The sequence below is a fragment of the Enterococcus sp. 4E1_DIV0656 genome (assembly GCF_002140695.1).
In the GTDB taxonomy this organism is placed as follows: domain Bacteria; phylum Bacillota; class Bacilli; order Lactobacillales; family Enterococcaceae; genus Enterococcus_D; species Enterococcus_D entomosocium.
Genome location: NZ_NGLF01000001.1, coordinates 760,251 through 778,128, shown reverse-complemented (window position 1 = coordinate 778,128; position 17,878 = coordinate 760,251). Strand labels below are relative to the sequence as shown.

The following is a 17,878-nucleotide window of genomic DNA, read 5'->3' as shown; positions in this document are numbered from 1 at the left end:
GCGTAAGGTAATGCCTCGCTAAAAAATAACTTATAATTCTTGAGAAGGAAAAACCAAAGAAATAAGCTAAACGAAAAAAAAAATTTAGACATATATTAATTTTTGTATAAATAAAACACTTAATAACGTGGATTATTAAGTGTTCTCATTTTTTGTTTAAAAAACTATTCTCCTAACAAATGAATAGATTACTTACGTGGAAGGAGGCCTAAAGGGAAAAATGGCTATTTGTCAATAAGGACTGATGAGTTGTGCAAAATCAAATCTGGGTCAGAATGAACCTCATTCTGGCTCAGATTTTTTGTTATCTCACTTTGATTAATTGACTGATCAAAAAGATTCTAATTCTCATGTTCTCGAATGATTTAAATCTGTAGGATACTCGTTTCATTGTCTTTATGTGGGTATTCTTCGCTTCTATTTTTCCATTGGAATAAGGATAGATCATTGCGTTGGTGATGCCTTCTTCATAGGTCAGAAGGTTTTGAAGCTTCTCCCGAAAGCTGTCATCTAACGTTTCGGGAAGTTCTGTCAATAAGGAGAAAAATAAGTCAGGGTCTTTGTCTCGAAAGGCTTCAACTAATTCATGAAAAAAGGGATACGCCTCCTTCAGGGGCGTAGAAAACTCAAGCAATCGATCAATCATCATTGCTTCAGTAAGAAATGGGTATTTTGGTGCTCGGAAACTTTTCCATGTTTTGTATTCATAATGGTTGATGTTTGCACGATTTTTTAGCAAAAAGCGCCAGTTCTTTTTCAGTTTTTCTGCCTGGCTTTTCTGTCCGGCTTTACGAAGTTCATTCATTTCACGGATACGCAACTCATTGAACGCTTGATTCATGTGTTTGACAATATGAAACCGATCAATCACTACTTTCGCATTTGGCAGAACACGTTTGGTGAGCTGGAAGTAGGCGGCGTTCATGTCTGTCACCAAGAATTCTACTTCTTCTGGATTGGTACAACCTAAGAAATAGCTTGTTAATCGAGGTAATTTACGCGTAGGCAAAACATCTATTAATTTTCCTGTTTCGCCATCTGCGCAAATAAAGCTCATTTTATCTTCTATGGAAGCATGCGAACGAAATTCATCAACCATCAATACTCTGGGGAGAATCTTCTTAGATTGCTTTGGTAAATAGCTTTTAAACTCTTTCAATGTACGAATAACGGTGGTCAAAGATACCTGACAGCTTTTCGCAATAAAAGATAAAGATACTTTTTCAGTCAGTAAAGAAGCAATTTTATATCTAACATGATTTGCGATTGAATGTCTGGGTTGGACAAAATAACTTTGAGCAGTCCAATGGGTTCGGCAGTTTTTACAGGTATAGCGCTGCTTTTTTAGGCGCATAACCAAAGGCATATGATTGTATTGTTCAAAACGGACAATCGTTTCCTTCTTCCCATTTTTCACTATAATTGTTTTCCCGTTTCCATCTACCACAGTAGAACCACAACTTCTACAAGCACGAGGAGTAGGCGAGAGAACAGCATCGACGACCAACGTCTTTTTCTTCTGAAGGGTCTCGTAAGAGATCTCTGTAATCATCAAATCTTTCTCTGTTATTCTCAACATTTTTTTGATAGAATCATTCATATAGCATATCGTCCTCTCAGTTGTTTATTTTGTGGTGATTTAATCATACTAGAGAACGATATGTTTTTTAATACCTAAAATGAAAATGGGGCTGAAGAATCAATTCTGATTCATCAGTCCCATAAATTATAGAGCCAGAATTTTTTCTCTGTATTCTCCTGCTTTTTTTGAGAACAGAAACAACAAGCTTATTCAATACACCCATTTTCTAAGAGTGAGTAAAAAAGTAAATCAAGCCCATTATTGTTGCATATGCAACAATAATGGGCTATTATAGTGCTAGATAGGGAGGGGATAGTTCGTGGAGGATATGCTTCGTGAGATAGGTTCGATCAGTAGAATGTTGGAATCCATTGCTAATATTGAATTTAAAGAGGTTCAACTCAGTAAAGGGCAATACATTTACTTAGTTCGTATATTTGAAAATGAAGGAATTATTCCTGAACGATTAGCCGAACGGATCAAAGTTGATCGCACGACTTTGTCCAGGGCGGTAAAAAAATTAGAGGAAAATGGCTTCATTCTAAAAGAGTCAGACAAAGAAAATAAAAAAATCAAACACTTATACACAACCGCCAAAGGGAAACAAGCGGTTCAATTAATCATAAGAGAAAATAACTATTCAAATAAAGTAGCGATTCAACAGTTATCTGCTTTAGAAAGAAAAAATCTTGCGGAAATGCTGGCAAAAATAAAATCTTCGGTAGAAGTTGATTGGGTCAACGTCAAGAATGGGATCAAAAGAGACTATTGAACGAACAACGCCGCTGGGGAGATTGGATCTGATTGAATGTACATTCATGCTACCTAGGAAAAGAAGCACAGGTAGCTGATATTTTGTTAAAAAGGATATAGCTCGGATGGCTGCTGAAAAAACAGAGAGCCTGAAAAATAAAGGACATGAATTTGTTCAAATAAACTAAATAGGAGTGTAGAGAAAGTGAAGAAAATAATGATCGATCAAGAATTTTGGGCGCTATTTCCAGAAGCACAAATCAACTGCCTTGTTGTAAAAAATATAAACAATGTTGCCGATGCTGCACACGAAACGTTTTTTACTGACTTGCTAAAAAGTAGTAAAGAACAAGCGAAGCGCTACTTAACGACCGACACCTTCAGTGAAAACCAAGTGATCCAAGAATGGCGAAGTGCTTTTCAGCAATTTAAAACGAAAAAAGGGGTACGCTCTTCCATCGAAGCACTGTTGAAACGGGTGAATCAAGACAGAGAATTTTCTCCCATCAATCCTTTAGTAGATATTTATAATAGTATTTCCTTGAAATATGGTGTCCCTTTAGGCGGAGAAGACCTCGATACAATCGTTGGCGACCTTCATTTAGGCGTTGCAAAAGGTGGCGAATCTTTCTTTCCCTTAGGTGCAGATACTGATTCCCCAGCCTTGGAAAAGGAAGTCATTTACTATGATGAGAAAGGTGCAATCTGTCGATGCTTAAATTGGCGGGAAGCCCAACGTACGATGCTAACAGAAGAGACCACCAATGCTGTTTTATTCATTGAATCGATCAATGAAACGCAACGGGCTCGGGCGAATGAAGCAATCAAAGAGTTAAGTCAGTTGGTTCAAGAGTATTTTAAAGTAGCAGGTAATGATTATGTGCTAAGTAAAGAAAGTCCTGAAATCATTTTGTAAGGGCGAGCTTCTTGTCTATAGGATAAGGATGTACACGTACTTTTTCTCGATTTTGCATACCATTCTCTCATTTTGATTGATCGGTCATCGTGAAAATCTTGACCCAAATATTCGGATGTGCAATAATTAGGTGGAATTTAAATAATGACATTAGATTTGTTCGCCGGAATAAATCTTATTGAAGTCAGAAAAACTAACCTTAGGCTTTTATGGTTAGTTTGTCTGACTTCTTTTTTGTTTTAGGAGGTATAGGCAGATGTTAAAAGAACAATTGAAAGAAAAAGGAAAGAGCCCTAACCAGTCGGGACTTTCCAGTAAAGAAGCAGAAATGAAGCTAGAAAAATATGGGTTTAATTCCATAGAAAGCAAAGACGAGAAGCATTTTTATGACTATTTGAAAGAGTCGATGAAGGATATTACCATCTTGATTTTAATCGTTGCAACGCTCTTATCTAGTTACGTTGCATTTCAAAACCACCCTGATGATTTTACGGAACCAATAGTCATCTTTTCAATTGTCATTCTTAATCTATATTTGTCGATTCGACAGCAAAAACATGCGGAAAAATCAATGAGTGAATTAAATAAAATGAGTGTTCCCGTGAGTAAAGTATTCAGAGATGGGGTGTTAAAAGAGATTGAAAGTTTGAACATTGTTCCTGGTGATATTGTTCAGTTGGCATTAGGGGACCGTATTCCAGCAGATGCTAAGCTTTTAACGAGTAGTAATTTCTTTGTTGATGAGTCGTTTCTAACTGGTGAAAGTGAACCAAGTGAAAAAGATCCCACCTATATTTCTTCTAAAGAAGATTCTTTAGGGGACAGAAAAGACTTGGTTTTTTCTGGCTCATTAGTAGTCACAGGAAAAGCAAACGTTCGAGTTGAAAAGACAGGAATGAATACGGAAATTGGTAAAATATCAAGCTTATTAAGCAAGGAAGAAACAACCATAGCACCTCTACAAATAAAAATGCAAAAACTTGGGAAAGTTCTAGGACTAATCGCTATTCTCTCTGGCTTTCTAGCGATTGCTATAGGAATCAGCAAAGGATTGTCTTTAGAGACCAGTATCATGACCGCAATATCAATGGCTGTTGCTGCTATTCCAGAGGTTTTGCCAGTCGTAGTAACAATCTCTCTAGCAGTTGGTATGAGGAATATGGCACTGAAGAAAACCATCGTTAGGACTCCTTCAACAGTAGAAACCGTTGGAGGTGTTTCAATCATCTGCTCAGATAAAACTGGAACAATTACCGAAAATAAGATGATCGTGAAAGAAGTTATTATGATGAAGGATAGACTGACTTCCTGCTTAGAAATAACAGAAGAGAAGGAAAAAAATCTCTTATTTCTCTTCTATCTTGCTAGTTCGATGGAAGAAAATGCAACAGTAACCAGTAATCCAACAGAGTTGGCGATCAGAAAAAAACTGGCATCGCTCTTCACTAAAGAGGAACTAGGTAAAGTCGCTTCAACCTTTGAACAGATTCATGAAGTTCCCTTTGATTCAAAACGAAAAAGGATGACTGTCTTATATAAAGTAAACGACCAATATGTTTCTGTCACAAAAGGGGCTTTTGATCGCTTGGATCTCATTGATGCGAACAACCCTGCCTACTTGAACAAGCATGATGAGTTGGCCAATCAAGCATACCGTGTTTTGGGCGTTGCTTATAAAAGATACGATGAAAAACCTATACGTCTTACTGAAGAAATTCTTGAAAGTCAGCTAGAGTTTGCAGGATTTGTTGGGATTATCGACCCAGCTCGGCCCGAAAGCTATACGGCTGTTTCTATTGCAAAACAAGCAGGGATTCAAACCGTAATGATCACAGGGGACCACTTACTGACAGCAAAAAAAATCGCAGAAGATGTAGGAATTCTCACCGATGGGAAAAAAGCAATGACCGGCGCGGATTTACATGAAATGAGCGATGAAAAATTAGCCCATGTGATTGATGACTATCGAGTCTTTGCCCGTACTTCCCCAGAAGATAAAATTCGAATCGTAAAAGCATTTCAAAAAAATGATGAGATTGTCGCTATGACTGGCGATGGTGTCAATGATGCACCTGCATTAAAAGCAGCTGACGTAGGGATCGCAATGGGAGGTGGCACAGAAGTAGCAAAGGAAGCTTCTGATATGGTTTTAGTAGACGATAATTTTGCGACGATTGTTCAGGCGGTTGAAGAAGGACGACGGGTATACAGCAATATCAGAAAATCATTATACGCGATGCTTGGTTGCAATATTTCTGCACTGACGATCGTTTTAATTTCCTTGCTCGTTGGGTGGGGAGCACCTGTTACAGCGGTTCAATTGTTAATCATAAAAGTAGTTGCAGATGGAATCCCAGGAATGAGTCTTAGCATTGAACCAGTCGATAAAAAAGCAATGATGGAAGCCCCGATCGCTAAATACACGAGCATTTTTGCGCAAGGATTATTGGTAAAAATTGTAGAAATCTCAATTGTTTTTACAGGCGTCACATTAGGCGCGATTCTAATTGGACGTCTAGAATCGATAGAGGTTTCGCAGACAATGACATTTATTGTATTGGGATTATCAACTATTGTGCATATGTTTAATTGTAGAAGTAAAGAATCTATTCTGAAGCTGCGTTTTTTGAGCAATCCGTTGTTAGTAATGACAACCTTCATAGGTGCATTGATCATTATCTTGTTAGTAACGATTCCATTCATGCAAACTATTTTTGGCTTTGTTTCTCTTCGTGCAGTTGACTGGCTATGGGTAATCGGCTTATCCATTTTTCCTTTAGTGTATATTGAAGTGAAAAAATACTTTGGTTTCTTCTAATAAGAATGATAAATAGAAAATCCTCTGTTAACAAATTTTCTTGAGAAATGAGGGAGGGCAAAAACTGGGAAGTTTTTGCGTCTCCTTTAATTATTTACAGACGCTTATGATTTCTGGTTTGATATTATTTAGAAGATATCAGAATGCATAGCAACTATTGTTGAAAGGAAGGAATCGGTAGTATGTTTCAGGAAAATCACCAGAAGTAGCTAAAAAAATCCCCTCTATTCTACTCTCTTTTTCAAGAATTCCTGTTAAATGGTAGGTTTTATGTCAAAATGAAAGGTAGAAATCGATGAGGAGTTGTTGAAATGAAGGAAACAATATTAGCAATGAAGCTGAAAGAATATAGAGAAAAAAACAAGCTAACACAAAGTATGCTAGCAGAATTATTAGAAGTAAGTGACAAGACAATCTCAAAATGGGAGTTAGGTGCTACGTACCCTAGCAAAAAAAATATGATCAAAATAGCCGAAGAATTGGATATCTCATTAGAAACATTACTTTTGGAAGAAACTAAGAAAGACAATGATGATTTAAAAGTAAGTATCAAGTATGGGGTGATTAGTTTTTGCTTGCTCTTTTTTGTCACGATGATCGTTACTTCGTTCAATCAAGACTTCAGCACGATTATGAATCTTTCTATTCAAGAAAAATTTGGTGTACTTTTAAACACTGCTTTAAAATTATTGAGCATCTCGGTGCCGCCAGCGATCATCATTGGCTCCGTGTTTTATTTTTATATCTTCCCTAAAAATAAAAAAGAGAACGAACCATTTCCTCGGTTTCGACAGAAATGGTAGATTAGAGTATAGGAATCAAGTCATGGACAGAAAAACGCATTTTAGATAAAAAGAATGCTCAGTCTGGCTAGTGTGAAAAGCGCATAAATTTTATAAGAAGGGGAGAACAGGGTGGGATTCTTTGGTAAAAAGAAAGAAGTCAGAAATTTAACGAAGGAAGAAGAAGCAGAGATCAAAGAAGAAATGGCACGACAAATTCTTTCGAAAAACGAAAATGATATTGGCATGGTCAAGAAAATTAAAGTCCTGACAAACATGCGTACAGGACAAGCGAAAGACCTATTCCTGAAATTTAGGGATGAGTTAACCGAGAATTAATCGGATAGGGAATCAGATAGCGATTGCCCTTCAAGAAGGCGATATTTTGCTTATTATGTTTCTTTCAAAATTGAGATGAATAGAAAGGGAGAATAGATATGAAGAAAAAAAACTCTGAAAAATGGTATTTTTGGGTACTTGTTGTCATAATGGTTGTTGTCTTTTTCTATCTTACTAAGTAAAGAGAATGAATTTTCTTGAAAATAAACACTTACTAAGAATGACTATTTTTTAAGTTATGAATGGATGATGATTTTATGAAAAACGAATATGGATTTACCTTGATTTCAGTTTTAACTATGTTATCCATTAGATTATTATATTGATGAATGAAGCATCCAGAGACCCATTGTTTTCTGAATGCTTTTTTCATCTACAAATCATTCTTTGAGAATCCGGCTGTTGCGAAAAATCAGTGATAGTGTATTAGAATATATGATGAATTCTGTTGAAGGGTGCGTTCATTAAATGGCTCGGGCGATTAATTCCCTGTAGGGTTTCCATTAAAAGGACCACTTACAACGACTTTTCCCAACATATGGCCACTTTCGACATCTCTCGTTGCGCGCTTCAAATTTGCCGCGTTGATTCCATCCGAATAGACTTTGCTTAAGGTTGTTTTTAGTGTCCCTTCATTTGCTAAATCAGCAATCACTTTTAGCGCTTGTCCTTGTGTCTCGATTTGATAGTCGTGGTCTGTTTTAGCGAACATATACTCCCAATCAAAGCTAACAGAAAGGTTTTTCCATACACTTAAATCAAGGGGCTCGTGAAGGCCAACGATCGTGCCCACATGACCATAAGGTTTTACCAAATGGCTGATTTGATCAAAGTATTGGGTGATGTCAAACAAGACAGCGATATAGTCAACATTCGGAACGCCTAATTCTCGAAAGCTGTCCCTTAGGTCGTGATGGTAGTCTAAAGGGTGGTCAACCCCGGTTTTTTGAAGCCAGTCAAAATTTTTTGAACTAGCGGTAGCATACACTTCTAGACCTGCCCAATGAGCCAACTGATTCAGTATCGATCCGACGCCACCCGCACCATTGATGACGAGAATACTTTTCCCTTGATTGGCGTTTTCTTTAGGAATCAAGCCGAATTTTTCAAACAGCAATTCATAAGCGGTTAATGCAGTCAATGGGAATGCAGCAGCCTCTTCATCTGTTAAATTTTTAGGGGCTAGGGCAACGATCCGTTCATCGACTGCTTGATATTCTTGATTGCTTCCTGATCGAGTGGTGGTTCCTGCATAAAAGACCCGATCACCAACAGTAAATTTCATGACATCTTTTCCGACAGCGACCACTTCTCCGACCGCATCAAAACCTAAGATACGCAGGGCATTTCGCTTGCGAGTCGTTTGCCGTAATTTGGTGTCGACTGGATTGACCGAAACGGCTTTGATTTTTACTAATAAATCACGAGGGCCTGGAACAGGGATTCCTTCTTTTTGGTCAATAAAACTATGCGTAGATTCAATTGGCAGGCCTTCGAAAAAGCCTATTACATTCATCGTTTTCTGTTCTGACATTTTCATTCCTCCTTTTCTGGATAGAAAATCGCATTAGTTCTTTTACGTATTGCCCTCCCTTTGGATCAAGACCGGTTAGTTTGCTTTCGCAGGATTTTTTCCGATAAAAATGCGGAACAGACTGTAAGGCTTCTCTCTCAGGTCTTCTCCTTTGTGAAAACTAGCCTGCCGTTGCAGCTGGTTGGCGTTAAAATATAAGTATTGATCTGGTCCAATAGATAAAGTATCTGGCCATAAAATACGCGGATCGTGAGCCAAAGTCTCCATAGTACCATCCGTGTGAATCACACGAATGCTGTTGTTTTCATAGTCGCCAGCATAGATCGTTCCATCTTCTGCCGTAATCATGCCATCAGAGGCGCCTTTTTCGCCCCAATCTTTAACATGTGCTTCTAATGCGTGATCATCAATTTCTTTGTTGAAAATTTTATCGGTTTCAATTGAGTATAAATGTCGACTGGATAAAGGACTAAAAAACAAGGTTTTTCCGTCGGGAGAAATCGCTAGGCCGTCAGCTGCCACTTGCCAATGCGAAGTTGTTCCATCAGCCGAGCGATTTAACAAAATCTCGCCTTCAACTTTAGGAATAAAGGCTGGATCAACCGCGGTGGAGGGCGTGCCATCTAAAATACGGAATGCATCGCCAGTACCTAAATCGAGTACGATCAACGCACCAGGACCGGTAATAGAAGAATCGGTTATATAGGCTACCCCTTCAGAACCGCGGCGTAAATCAATTCGAACATCATTCAAATACGTAGAGTCTAGGACGACATCCGGTGAAAAAGTATAGACTTTGCGAATTTGATTAGTACTTAAATCCACAGCAACCAGTTTTGCCCCACCCTTAACAGGAACGGTGAATTTGGGTGCAGCGGTATCCAATACCCACAAAGTACCAGCACCATCAGCAACGATACTTTGTACACTTAGAAATCCGTTTTCCGGTTTTTGAGGATCAAATGTATTCGCTTCTTGGCTAGGATAAGGAATTAATTTGCCGTCTACTCGTTCAACGACTGTCGCGGTTACTTGGTCTCCCCATTCAGGAAAATTAATAAAGATTCTCCCGGTTTCCGATAAGCTAACGCCGGTAGGCATCGCATCATAAAATTCATGGACTTGTTCTAGTTTGCCAAAATAGTTTTCTTTTGCAGCATTCATTACGTATCTTCCTCTCTGAGCTTTCCCTATTTCACTTCGACTTCAAAGTTCACAACACCACGAGCTAGGACATGTCCAAAGGTATTAAAAATGAAAAAAGCTGGGGTAGAATCCTCAGGAATTTCAACTTTCTCAATAGCCAATGCCCAAACCGTTAAGAAGTAGTGATGAACACCATGACCTTTGGGCGGCGCAGCACCAATATATTTTTTCATGCGGGCATCATTTGGTAATTGAACGGCTCCCGGTGGCAGCTTTGCGTTATCGCTACTGCCGGCTCCTTGTGATAATTCCTCTACAGAAGCGGGGATATTCATGACTGCCCAATGCCAAAATCCTGATCCAGTTGGTGCATCAGGGTCGTATAAGGTAACCGCATAGCTTTTCGTATTGCTTGGTGCACCGGTCCAGTGAAGCTCTGGTGAAATATCTTGTCCATCCTCAATCCCAAAATCACCAGACATAAATTTTTTATCCATAAGTTTCCCGTCAACAATGTCCTTACTGGTCACGTGAAACGCTGGCACGTCTTGTAATCCTAAAAATGGATCGTTCATACTATCTCCTCCTTGAAACGTGTTTTTGTAACAAGGATAGCGTAATCCTCGGTCAATGAAATGTAAATTAGGGAATTTTTTTATACCACAATTAGAGGTGAACGAGTGTAAACTGACTTAAGAAGCCTGCTTGCCAGTCTTTATCCGATTTCAAATGGACTTGACCGTAATCAACTAGCCAACCATGAAAGTTTTGAGCTTGTTCATTGGTAAATGTATCTGGTAATTCGATCATATTTTGAAGGGTGAGGTAAGTAAGCGGCTCATTTAGGCCTAAGCGACTAAAAATTCGTTGTGCGTATTTATCAGCGATAAACACGACCTTATTAAACACAAAAACCATTAGTACATCTGCCGTTTCATAGCCAACACCATAGATAGCTAGCAACTCTTTTCGTAACTCAGCCTGTTCTTTTTTCTGTAGAATACCGATATCATAGTTGTAGCGCTGAAACCAAGAAAAGATTTCTTTTATCGCGCGGGATTTATTTTTGTAGAAACCACTGGGCCGAATCAGATCCTGAAGAAGGAACTGATCAATTTCTGCCAATCTTTTCGGAGAAAATCCAATCTCTCTTCTGATGTTTGCTAAGGAATAGGCCACATTTTTCCAATTGGTATTTTGAACCAAAATTGATCCGACAACGATTTCCCATGGATTTTCTGTATCCCACCACGTTGAATGTTCCATTGATGTGCTTAATGCTTCATATAATTCTTCAATATTTTCAATCTTTTTCACGTTAAAAACCTCATTTTTACTAGCAGTCGCGATCAATTGCAAGTTAAACATTCTTCTTCAAGTAATCCCGCGTTTTTGTGATTAAAATCTTCGCCCCAGCGATACAATAATTCAATGATCTCTTTTAAAGAGTAGCCATAATCGGTCATTCCATACACAACCTGTAATGGTTTTTCCTGAACGACCTTACGATAGATCAATCCATCCTTTTCTAAATCTTTCAACTGCAAAGAGACCATTCTTCTAGTGATGCCAGGAATCAGCTTTTGTAGTTCGTTATAGCGAAGTGACCCATCAAACATCAAATGATATAAGATAACGCTTTTCCAACGACCTGAAATCATTTGTAAAGTCGATTCGACCGCGCAGCCATGTTCGCAATTGTATATTTTTCTTGTCATCTTCAGTTGTCTCCTTTTCCGTATGTCTGAGAGTATCATAAGGATTTACTTACTATTTGTAAAACAATTCATCTCCTAATCGTAAGAAGGCAATAAGAAATAGACGTATAAAAAAATTCCCTAATGTACAACTCTTTCTTTTGAATCTATAGTACACGAGTAAGCAAATTTATTACCTTTACAGTTATCTCAAGTAATCCTAATAAACAACTTGCAAAAAACATTTAGGAGAGATTTATTATGAATAAGAACGGTGCAGACTTGATTGTAGATACATTGATTAAAAATGGTGTGGAATATGTCTTTCAATTGCCAGGCGGCAAGTTGGGTCCGTTATTAATGGCTTTGAAAAAACGTGAAGAGATTAAAGTTGTTACGGTAAGACATGAACAAAATGCTGGTTTCATGGCACAAGGAATTGGGCGCATGACTGGTAAACCTGGTGTAGTGATGACTACGTCAGGACCGGGGGCTTTGAATTTGGTCACGCCCTTAGCTACGGCGACTTCTGATGGTGACCCGGTATTGGCTATTGCCGGACAAGTTCCACAAGCGAAGTTAGTAACACCGTATCCTCAAAATCCTAATATTTCTGGCGTAATGAATGATTCAACGATTACTAAATATGCCAAGGAAATTCAGCATACCGATGCCCTTGCGGATGAAGTAGCGAATGCGTATGTCTCAAGTATCAATGGCAATCCCGGGGCCGTTTTTATGGATATTCCAGGTAATATTCTGTTAGCTGAGACCACTAAATCTGGTTTGGCTTTTTCGACCTTAGTGAATCAATTGGACAATACGATTAGTGACGAAGCTGCCATTCTTAGTGCAGTTGAGAAAATCAAAGCGGCAAAACGCCCAGTTATTATCGTTGGTGCTCGGGCAGCCGATGATAATGCGGCGGCTGCCATTCAAGGGTTCGTTAAAAAAACGGGAATTCCGGTCGTGGAGACGTTCGAAGCTACAGGTCTATTGACGCATGAGTTTTCCCAAAACTATGTGGGTCGAGTGGGGCTGTTTAATAACCTGCCTGGGGATGAACTGGTTTTTAACAGTGATTTAGTGATTACATTGGGATTAAATTTGGTTGAATACTGGGCTTCTGTTTGGAATACCGATAACAAGCGCATTATTGATATTGATACTGTAGTGGATCATTTAGATGAAACTTATCTCCCTGACACCATCCTCTTAGGCAATATCGCAAAAAATCTAAAAAATATTACCAATAGCATAACGGAACAAGCCATTACGGATGAGTGGAAAATGGTGGTTCATGACTTGCAAGAAAAATTGACAGCGAAGAAAAAAGTACCCAGCCAAACACCTGAGGATGCACTACATCCATTGGAAATTGTTGACTCTTTGCAAAAAATAATCGAGGCTCATCCAAATACGACCGTTGTTATGGATGGAGGAAGTCATGAAGTGTGGCTGGGTTCGTACCTAAATGTGTATCGGCCAAAACATTTCTTAATGTCTGATGGGGAACAAACCTTAGGCGTCGGTCTTCCTTGGGCGATTTCAGCAGCACTGTTACGTCCAGAGGAAAAGATTTTGTCTTCAGGTGGGGATGGCAGCTTTATGTTTTCCTCACAAGAATTAGCTACAGTAGCCCATTACAATTTGAATATTGTGCAAGTAATCTGGGTGGATAAAGAATACAACATGGTTGAATTCCAACAAGAACTAGACTATAACGGACAAAAAGAAGGGGTCGATATCGATTATATTGGGTATAAAGAAATGGCTGAAAGCTACGGTATTAAAGCAGTTCGTGTACGTTCCAAAGAAGCTTTAGATGCTGCGCTGAAGGAAGCGTACGCTACGAGTGAACCAAGAGTGATTGAAATGATCGAAGACAATCATGAGAATATTCATTTACGAGATAAAGAACCGTTTAAAAAGTACTGAGTCTTTCTACTATGGGCCACAAAACATGTGTTAGAAAAGAATGGCAATGCACCTTTACTACGTTAAAGAAAAGAAAGTTCTTTTTACAATAAAAACAGTGCCTGACTAAAAATATGAAGTGGAATTTTTAGAGAATCCAGGACAGAAGTCTTTAATAAAATGCCGTTGGTAAGGACGATGATTCGTTTGCTGCTAGCGGTATTTTTGTTAGCATCTCCTCTGATTTTTTCGGAGAAAAGGTCTGCCAATTCGGCACTGTCTTAAAAAAGCACATCGATACTCTAAATACGGTGGATAGCGGTGATTTGGATACGTGTTTCTAGTCTTCATAGAGGCAGATTTCAAGTAAGTCGAATGAAGGAAATTAAGCACTTCCTATGTTGTTTGATGGAAGAATTATTAGTGAGGAGACTCCTTTTTCCAGCTAAGGAATGACTTCTATAGGATGGTTTCCTTGTTAATTGTTGTAAGTATAATGTGTAAAAATATTTTAAGTTTCTTTTTTTAATGATTGATATGTATAATAAGATGGTAAAGCAATAAAGTGTATGCTGAAAAGAGGTCTCTTATGAAAAAATTTGCACTCGGCGTTTTTTGTTTCAGTCTTTTTATCACGGTCGTTGGCTTTTTTTTACAAACGATTTTGATTCCTATTCAAGATTTTGACACAATAAGCCAAGAAGAGCTTAAGAATATCCAACTTGATCTTGCTATTAATTATCCATTAGGAACTGGTATGCTCTATGTCGGACTTCCTTTGTTAGTATGCTCGAGTGGTTATTTGGTTTATTGTTATTTTAGAGATAGGAAGAACTGAAAGAAGAGTAAAACTATCTGGAGTATAAAGCTTTCGTTCATTAGGAGGGATAAGTTGAAAAGAGGGTTATTTTTATTGTTTTATGTCCTATGGAAGGGGCTAGCAATACGTGGCATTCCTTCTTTTTATGCAAGATATTTGATGAGTTATAATCATTTCGGAGTAAAACTATTGTTCGTTTTACTTGGTATCCTTCTTTTCCGTAACTATTTAGTAGAGAGTTATAAAAAGATAAATAAAATTGCGCTAATAAAAATCGGTCTCATCGTACCTACTAGTATTATCCTCACTATCGGTTTAATTAATATTCTTTTATTTCGTGATCTCAATGCGTTGATTTTTGTTTATCTCTCCGATCAAAGAACCCTTCCATTTGTATTCGATGTACTTTTGCTAGCACCTGTTTTCGAGGAAATGCTTTATCGCTATACACTGATTTATGTTGGAGAAAAACGATGGTTGAGAATCATCACTGCTGTCGGAAGCCTCTTGCTTTTTACTGAAAGTCATATCGTAAATGTGAACGGGAATCTTTTTGCTCTTTTTCCCTACTTTGTCATAGGGTTTTATTTGACGATCACCTATTTACGTAGGGGAAATATTTGGGAATCCATTTTTGCACATAGCTTCTATAATTTCGTTGTGATGGCAGCAGCTATCTTGATCTAAAGATTTCTTCTTAATGTTTCCTCTTAATAGTAGAAGAATTGGGGGCAATTTATCTATTATGTACGTATAGAATCTCTAAAACATATTTGGTGAAAGTACATTTGAGAGGTCAGAGAAGCGTCTTAGGCATGTTGTTTTGTACAGTTCTTATCTACGAATGTCTGTCCTTCGTCATTTTTTAGATCATCATTTAGGTTCCACTGCTAAATATGAAAAGCAACTCCTTGTTCAAAGATGACTCACTGGCCCTATTTCCAAGAACATTGTCATACTGACAAAGAAAAGTGACGACATACAATTCAGTAAGAACTAATACAAGTCCGCTTCCTTTTGCAATGTGAGCGGACTTGTATTGGTTTTCTTCAATAAAAACCTATTAACTTTCAGTATCTAACATCCGCTCCATAAACCATTCCACTTGTTGGGGGGCATCGTGGTCAAAGAATGCGGACTCTTTTTTATCTAAAGCGGCTATTTTTTCAATGTCTTCTTGGGAAAGCTCAAAGTCAAAAATAGCAATGTTTTCAGCCATCCGTTCTGGACGAACTGTTTTTGCTAAAGCGACAATCCCTCTTTGCATCAACCAGCGAAGAACAACTTGACCAACCGTTTTGCCATATTGCTTGCCAATTTCTGCTAATGTCGGATTGGTAAATAGGTCATGGCGTCCTTCTGCAAAGGGAGCCCAAGCTTCAACTTGGACGTCATATTTTTCATGCCATTCCTGATCTTCCGCTCGTTGATTCCAAGGGTTCACTTCGATTTGATTGATTTGAGGTTTCGCCTCATTCAAGCCGACAAACTCGATCATCTTAGCTGATTTGAAATTTGAAACGCCAATTGCACGTAATTTTCCTGTTTTTTGAGCAGCAACCATTGAGCGCCAAGCACCATAAATATCTCCATATGGTTGGTGAATAAGGTAGAGATCAAGATAAGTTAATCCCATTGTTTCAAGCGAATGTTCAATCGTTTCTTTCGCTTTATCTTCGGAAGCTTGGAGAATAAATAATTTAGAGGTAACAAAAAGTTCTTCTCGAGTGACTAGACCTTCAGTGATGGCGCGCTTGATTCCCTCGCCTGTTTCTGTTTCATTTCCATAAATAGAAGCAGTGTCGATCAGTCGATACCCAGCTTTGATTGCTTGGTAAACAGCTTCTGCTGTTTCTTCCAAAGGTATTTGATAAACGCCAAATCCTAGTTGCGGCATGGTGACACCATTATTGAGTGTGATTGTTTGCATAATGTTTCCTCCTCTAATTTTCATTGCATGTTCTATCCTAAACCTTGGAGTTAAGTCCATAGCAAGTGAAAGATGTTACTTTTTTCGTTCCCATAATTTTTCCACTTTATCAGGGGTCATATTTCCTGCTTTAAATTTTGCGATATGCTCATCATACGTTTCTATCTTATAAATAAGTAGGTCTCTTACTTCCTGCATTGCTGCTAACTTTTTCTCTAATTCTTCGAGTTGATCGGCTAAAATCTGTTTCTGAGCTGTTTCGACGTTTTGACTTTCACGTACTTGTGCCAATTGAGCAAATTCAATTAGCGATTCGATCGACAATCCTGCATTTCGTAAATGTTTTGCTAAATAGATCCAGTTTAGATCATTTGTTGTGTACACCCGATAGCCACTCTCATTGCGTTGGACAGGTGGAATCACACCGACTCGTTCATAATAGCGCAATGTGTCTACGCTCAAATCAAACATTTCCGCTGCTTTTTTTATATTCATCGTTGGTTCTCCTTATCTTTTCTATAAGTAATCATAAACCCTGAAGTGGACTCTAGGGCAAGTGGTTTAAAATCGTTTATTGAAAAGAATATATTTTGTTCGTTATGGCGACTATTCGGGAAGAAAAAGCTACAAGCATTTTTATTTCAACAGAATGATTTGAGAAATCATCAGTATTGAAAGCTCCTTTCTTAGTGTGTTTCAAAGCAAGTCATACTCTCTTAGAATTGATTGTTTCGTTATCTATTTGAGCGAGGCAGTTTTTATCCATAGATTTTAAATAAATCCATCTCATGTTATGATGATGTTGAAAATTCTTAACTTGGATCAATGAAACAGCGATTCTTGTTATGAAAAACGAAAATAAGCTGATGAGAGTGTGACTATCCATGAATATAAAAGAAGTAAGTAGTATGAATCAAAAGTTAGAGCAACAATTAATTGAAGTATGGGAGAGTTCTGTTAAGGCGACGCACACCTTTTTGTCAGAGACCGAAATCCAAGCCATTAAGCAATACATTCCAGAGGCATTGCATCATGTGCCACATTTGATTATCGTAGAAAGTGAAAATGGAGAGCCAGCTGGCTTCATGGGGATCTCGGATCGAAATCTTGAAATGCTTTTTATAGCAAATGAACAAAGAGGCAAGGGACTAGGAAGAAAACTCTTGGCATACGGGATGGAAAACTATTCTGTAAATGAACTGGGAGTAAATGAACAGAATCCTCAGGCGAAAGGATTTTATGAGCATATGGGATTTGAGGTATACAAAAGAAGCGAGTTAGACGAACAAGGAAACCCTTATCCAATTCTTTATATGAAGAAAGTTGATAACAAGTAGCTGTTAAAAATTATTTGCGTTTGCGGGAAATATGTAAGAAGGAGTCGAGACATATATAGCTAGTCACGACCCCTTCTTTGCTTGCTATTATCCTTATTAATAAGTAAAGTAAGGATCAAATGATTTTCTCTTAACTAGCTTTCTCTTCTTTTTTTATCTCTTCTTTTTTCTGATTTGAAAATGGTGTATCAGTCTCTTCAGGTAAGATGATTGGTGGATGATGGGAATGCTGATTACTTCCACACATGGTGATGATTTGTTCTTTTGAAGCTTCAGAGATTACTTTCATTGTATACCTCTCCTTTCT

Annotated in this window: 18 protein-coding genes; 9 read left to right on the top strand and 9 right to left on the bottom strand. The window is 38.1% G+C overall.

Going from position 1 to position 17,878, the window contains the following annotated elements; genetic code table 11:
* Positions 1–304: 304 nt before the first annotated feature.
* The gene (locus A5882_RS03740) at positions 305–1,600 is read right to left on the bottom strand and encodes an ISL3-like element ISEfa11 family transposase (RefSeq protein WP_086332755.1); all 1,296 of its coding nucleotides are present in this window, start codon (positions 1,598–1,600) and stop codon (positions 305–307) included.
* A gap of 301 nt (positions 1,601–1,901) precedes the next feature.
* Between A5882_RS03740 and A5882_RS03735 the strand changes: the two genes are divergently transcribed.
* From A5882_RS03735 to A5882_RS03715, 5 genes are all read left to right on the top strand, one after another.
* Complete coding sequence (locus A5882_RS03735; protein ID WP_086372434.1) at positions 1,902–2,354, top strand: MarR family winged helix-turn-helix transcriptional regulator; 453 nt, start codon at positions 1,902–1,904, stop codon at positions 2,352–2,354.
* A gap of 198 nt (positions 2,355–2,552) precedes the next feature.
* Positions 2,553–3,251, top strand: coding sequence for a B3/4 domain-containing protein (locus A5882_RS03730; RefSeq protein ID WP_086372946.1), 699 nt, complete (start codon positions 2,553–2,555; stop codon positions 3,249–3,251).
* 256 nt (positions 3,252–3,507) lie between these two features.
* On the top strand, positions 3,508–6,069 hold the full coding sequence (locus tag A5882_RS03725; protein WP_086372433.1) for a cation-translocating P-type ATPase: 2,562 nt from the start codon (positions 3,508–3,510) through the stop codon (positions 6,067–6,069).
* A 311-nt stretch (positions 6,070–6,380) separates the two neighbouring features.
* Positions 6,381–6,872 carry a helix-turn-helix domain-containing protein gene (locus tag A5882_RS03720; protein ID WP_005233169.1) on the top strand — a complete coding sequence of 164 codons (492 nt, stop codon included), beginning with the start codon at positions 6,381–6,383 and terminating at the stop codon, positions 6,870–6,872.
* 111 nt (positions 6,873–6,983) lie between these two features.
* Positions 6,984–7,190 (top strand): hypothetical protein, encoded by a 207-nt coding sequence (locus A5882_RS03715; RefSeq protein ID WP_005233172.1) that lies wholly within the window; start codon positions 6,984–6,986, stop codon positions 7,188–7,190.
* Between the two features lie 481 nt (positions 7,191–7,671).
* On the opposite strand, the gene A5882_RS03710 is transcribed toward A5882_RS03715, so the two are convergent.
* The 5 genes from A5882_RS03710 to A5882_RS03690 form a co-directional block, all read right to left on the bottom strand.
* Positions 7,672–8,724, bottom strand: a complete 1,053-nt coding sequence (locus A5882_RS03710; protein ID WP_008380297.1) for a zinc-binding alcohol dehydrogenase family protein — start codon at positions 8,722–8,724, stop codon at positions 7,672–7,674.
* A gap of 75 nt (positions 8,725–8,799) precedes the next feature.
* Positions 8,800–9,888, bottom strand: a complete 1,089-nt coding sequence (locus A5882_RS03705; RefSeq protein ID WP_005233176.1) for an L-dopachrome tautomerase-related protein — start codon at positions 9,886–9,888, stop codon at positions 8,800–8,802.
* Between the two features lie 26 nt (positions 9,889–9,914).
* The gene (locus A5882_RS03700; protein ID WP_005233187.1) at positions 9,915–10,445 is read right to left on the bottom strand and encodes a YbhB/YbcL family Raf kinase inhibitor-like protein; all 531 of its coding nucleotides are present in this window, start codon (positions 10,443–10,445) and stop codon (positions 9,915–9,917) included.
* A 91-nt stretch (positions 10,446–10,536) separates the two neighbouring features.
* Complete coding sequence (locus A5882_RS03695) at positions 10,537–11,238, bottom strand: endonuclease III domain-containing protein (RefSeq protein WP_005233189.1); 702 nt, start codon at positions 11,236–11,238, stop codon at positions 10,537–10,539.
* Positions 11,220–11,588: a helix-turn-helix domain-containing protein gene (locus A5882_RS03690; RefSeq protein ID WP_008380292.1), complete on the bottom strand. Its 369-nt coding sequence runs from the start codon at positions 11,586–11,588 to the stop codon at positions 11,220–11,222. The genes A5882_RS03695 and A5882_RS03690 overlap by 19 nt, the downstream gene beginning before the upstream one ends.
* Before the next feature lie 240 nt (positions 11,589–11,828).
* On the opposite strand from A5882_RS03690, the gene alsS reads away from it, so the two are divergent.
* The 3 genes from alsS (at position 11,829) to A5882_RS03675 (ending at position 14,991) form a co-directional block, all read left to right on the top strand.
* On the top strand, positions 11,829–13,505 hold the full coding sequence (gene alsS, locus A5882_RS03685; RefSeq protein WP_008380291.1) for an acetolactate synthase AlsS: 1,677 nt from the start codon (positions 11,829–11,831) through the stop codon (positions 13,503–13,505).
* Positions 13,506–14,073: 568 nt separating this feature from the next.
* Positions 14,074–14,322, top strand: coding sequence for a hypothetical protein (locus A5882_RS03680; RefSeq protein ID WP_008380289.1), 249 nt, complete (start codon positions 14,074–14,076; stop codon positions 14,320–14,322).
* A gap of 54 nt (positions 14,323–14,376) precedes the next feature.
* Positions 14,377–14,991, top strand: coding sequence for a CPBP family intramembrane glutamic endopeptidase (locus tag A5882_RS03675; protein WP_008380288.1), 615 nt, complete (start codon positions 14,377–14,379; stop codon positions 14,989–14,991).
* 376 nt (positions 14,992–15,367) lie between these two features.
* Here A5882_RS03675 and A5882_RS03670 read toward each other — a convergent pair whose 3' ends face one another.
* Together A5882_RS03670 and A5882_RS03665 are read right to left on the bottom strand one after the other, a co-directional pair.
* Positions 15,368–16,234, bottom strand: a complete 867-nt coding sequence (locus tag A5882_RS03670) for an aldo/keto reductase (protein WP_008380285.1) — start codon at positions 16,232–16,234, stop codon at positions 15,368–15,370.
* 75 nt (positions 16,235–16,309) lie between these two features.
* Positions 16,310–16,729, bottom strand: a complete 420-nt coding sequence (locus A5882_RS03665; RefSeq protein ID WP_005233209.1) for a MerR family transcriptional regulator — start codon at positions 16,727–16,729, stop codon at positions 16,310–16,312.
* A 389-nt stretch (positions 16,730–17,118) separates the two neighbouring features.
* Here A5882_RS03665 and A5882_RS03660 point away from each other — a divergent pair, with 389 nt between their 5' ends.
* Positions 17,119–17,571 (top strand): GNAT family N-acetyltransferase, encoded by a 453-nt coding sequence (locus tag A5882_RS03660; RefSeq protein WP_005230546.1) that lies wholly within the window; start codon positions 17,119–17,121, stop codon positions 17,569–17,571.
* 130 nt (positions 17,572–17,701) lie between these two features.
* On the opposite strand, the gene A5882_RS03655 is transcribed toward A5882_RS03660, so the two are convergent.
* Positions 17,702–17,860 (bottom strand): hypothetical protein, encoded by a 159-nt coding sequence (locus A5882_RS03655; protein WP_008380281.1) that lies wholly within the window; start codon positions 17,858–17,860, stop codon positions 17,702–17,704.
* Between the last annotated feature and the right edge of the window lie 18 nt (positions 17,861–17,878).

Excerpts from the sequence above, each read along its gene's own strand:
- A5882_RS03680 (WP_008380289.1), top strand. The coding sequence starts at position 14,074 with ATGAAAAAATTTGCACTCGGCGTTTTTTGTTTCAGTCTTTTTATCACG.
- A5882_RS03700 (WP_005233187.1), bottom strand. The coding sequence starts at position 10,445 with ATGAACGATCCATTTTTAGGATTACAAGACGTGCCAGCGTTTCACGTG.
- A5882_RS03655 (WP_008380281.1), bottom strand. The coding sequence starts at position 17,860 with ATGAAAGTAATCTCTGAAGCTTCAAAAGAACAAATCATCACCATGTGT.
- A5882_RS03690 (WP_008380292.1), bottom strand. The coding sequence starts at position 11,588 with ATGACAAGAAAAATATACAATTGCGAACATGGCTGCGCGGTCGAATCG.
- A5882_RS03695 (WP_005233189.1), bottom strand. The coding sequence starts at position 11,238 with ATGTTTAACTTGCAATTGATCGCGACTGCTAGTAAAAATGAGGTTTTT.
- A5882_RS03740 (WP_086332755.1), bottom strand. The coding sequence starts at position 1,600 with ATGAATGATTCTATCAAAAAAATGTTGAGAATAACAGAGAAAGATTTG.
- alsS (WP_008380291.1), top strand. The coding sequence starts at position 11,829 with ATGAATAAGAACGGTGCAGACTTGATTGTAGATACATTGATTAAAAAT.
- A5882_RS03670 (WP_008380285.1), bottom strand. The coding sequence starts at position 16,234 with ATGCAAACAATCACACTCAATAATGGTGTCACCATGCCGCAACTAGGA.
- A5882_RS03705 (WP_005233176.1), bottom strand. The coding sequence starts at position 9,888 with ATGAATGCTGCAAAAGAAAACTATTTTGGCAAACTAGAACAAGTCCAT.
- A5882_RS03665 (WP_005233209.1), bottom strand. The coding sequence starts at position 16,729 with ATGAATATAAAAAAAGCAGCGGAAATGTTTGATTTGAGCGTAGACACA.
- A5882_RS03660 (WP_005230546.1), top strand. The coding sequence starts at position 17,119 with ATGAATATAAAAGAAGTAAGTAGTATGAATCAAAAGTTAGAGCAACAA.
- A5882_RS03725 (WP_086372433.1), top strand. The coding sequence starts at position 3,508 with ATGTTAAAAGAACAATTGAAAGAAAAAGGAAAGAGCCCTAACCAGTCG.
- A5882_RS03730 (WP_086372946.1), top strand. The coding sequence starts at position 2,553 with ATGATCGATCAAGAATTTTGGGCGCTATTTCCAGAAGCACAAATCAAC.
- A5882_RS03720 (WP_005233169.1), top strand. The coding sequence starts at position 6,381 with ATGAAGGAAACAATATTAGCAATGAAGCTGAAAGAATATAGAGAAAAA.
- A5882_RS03710 (WP_008380297.1), bottom strand. The coding sequence starts at position 8,724 with ATGTCAGAACAGAAAACGATGAATGTAATAGGCTTTTTCGAAGGCCTG.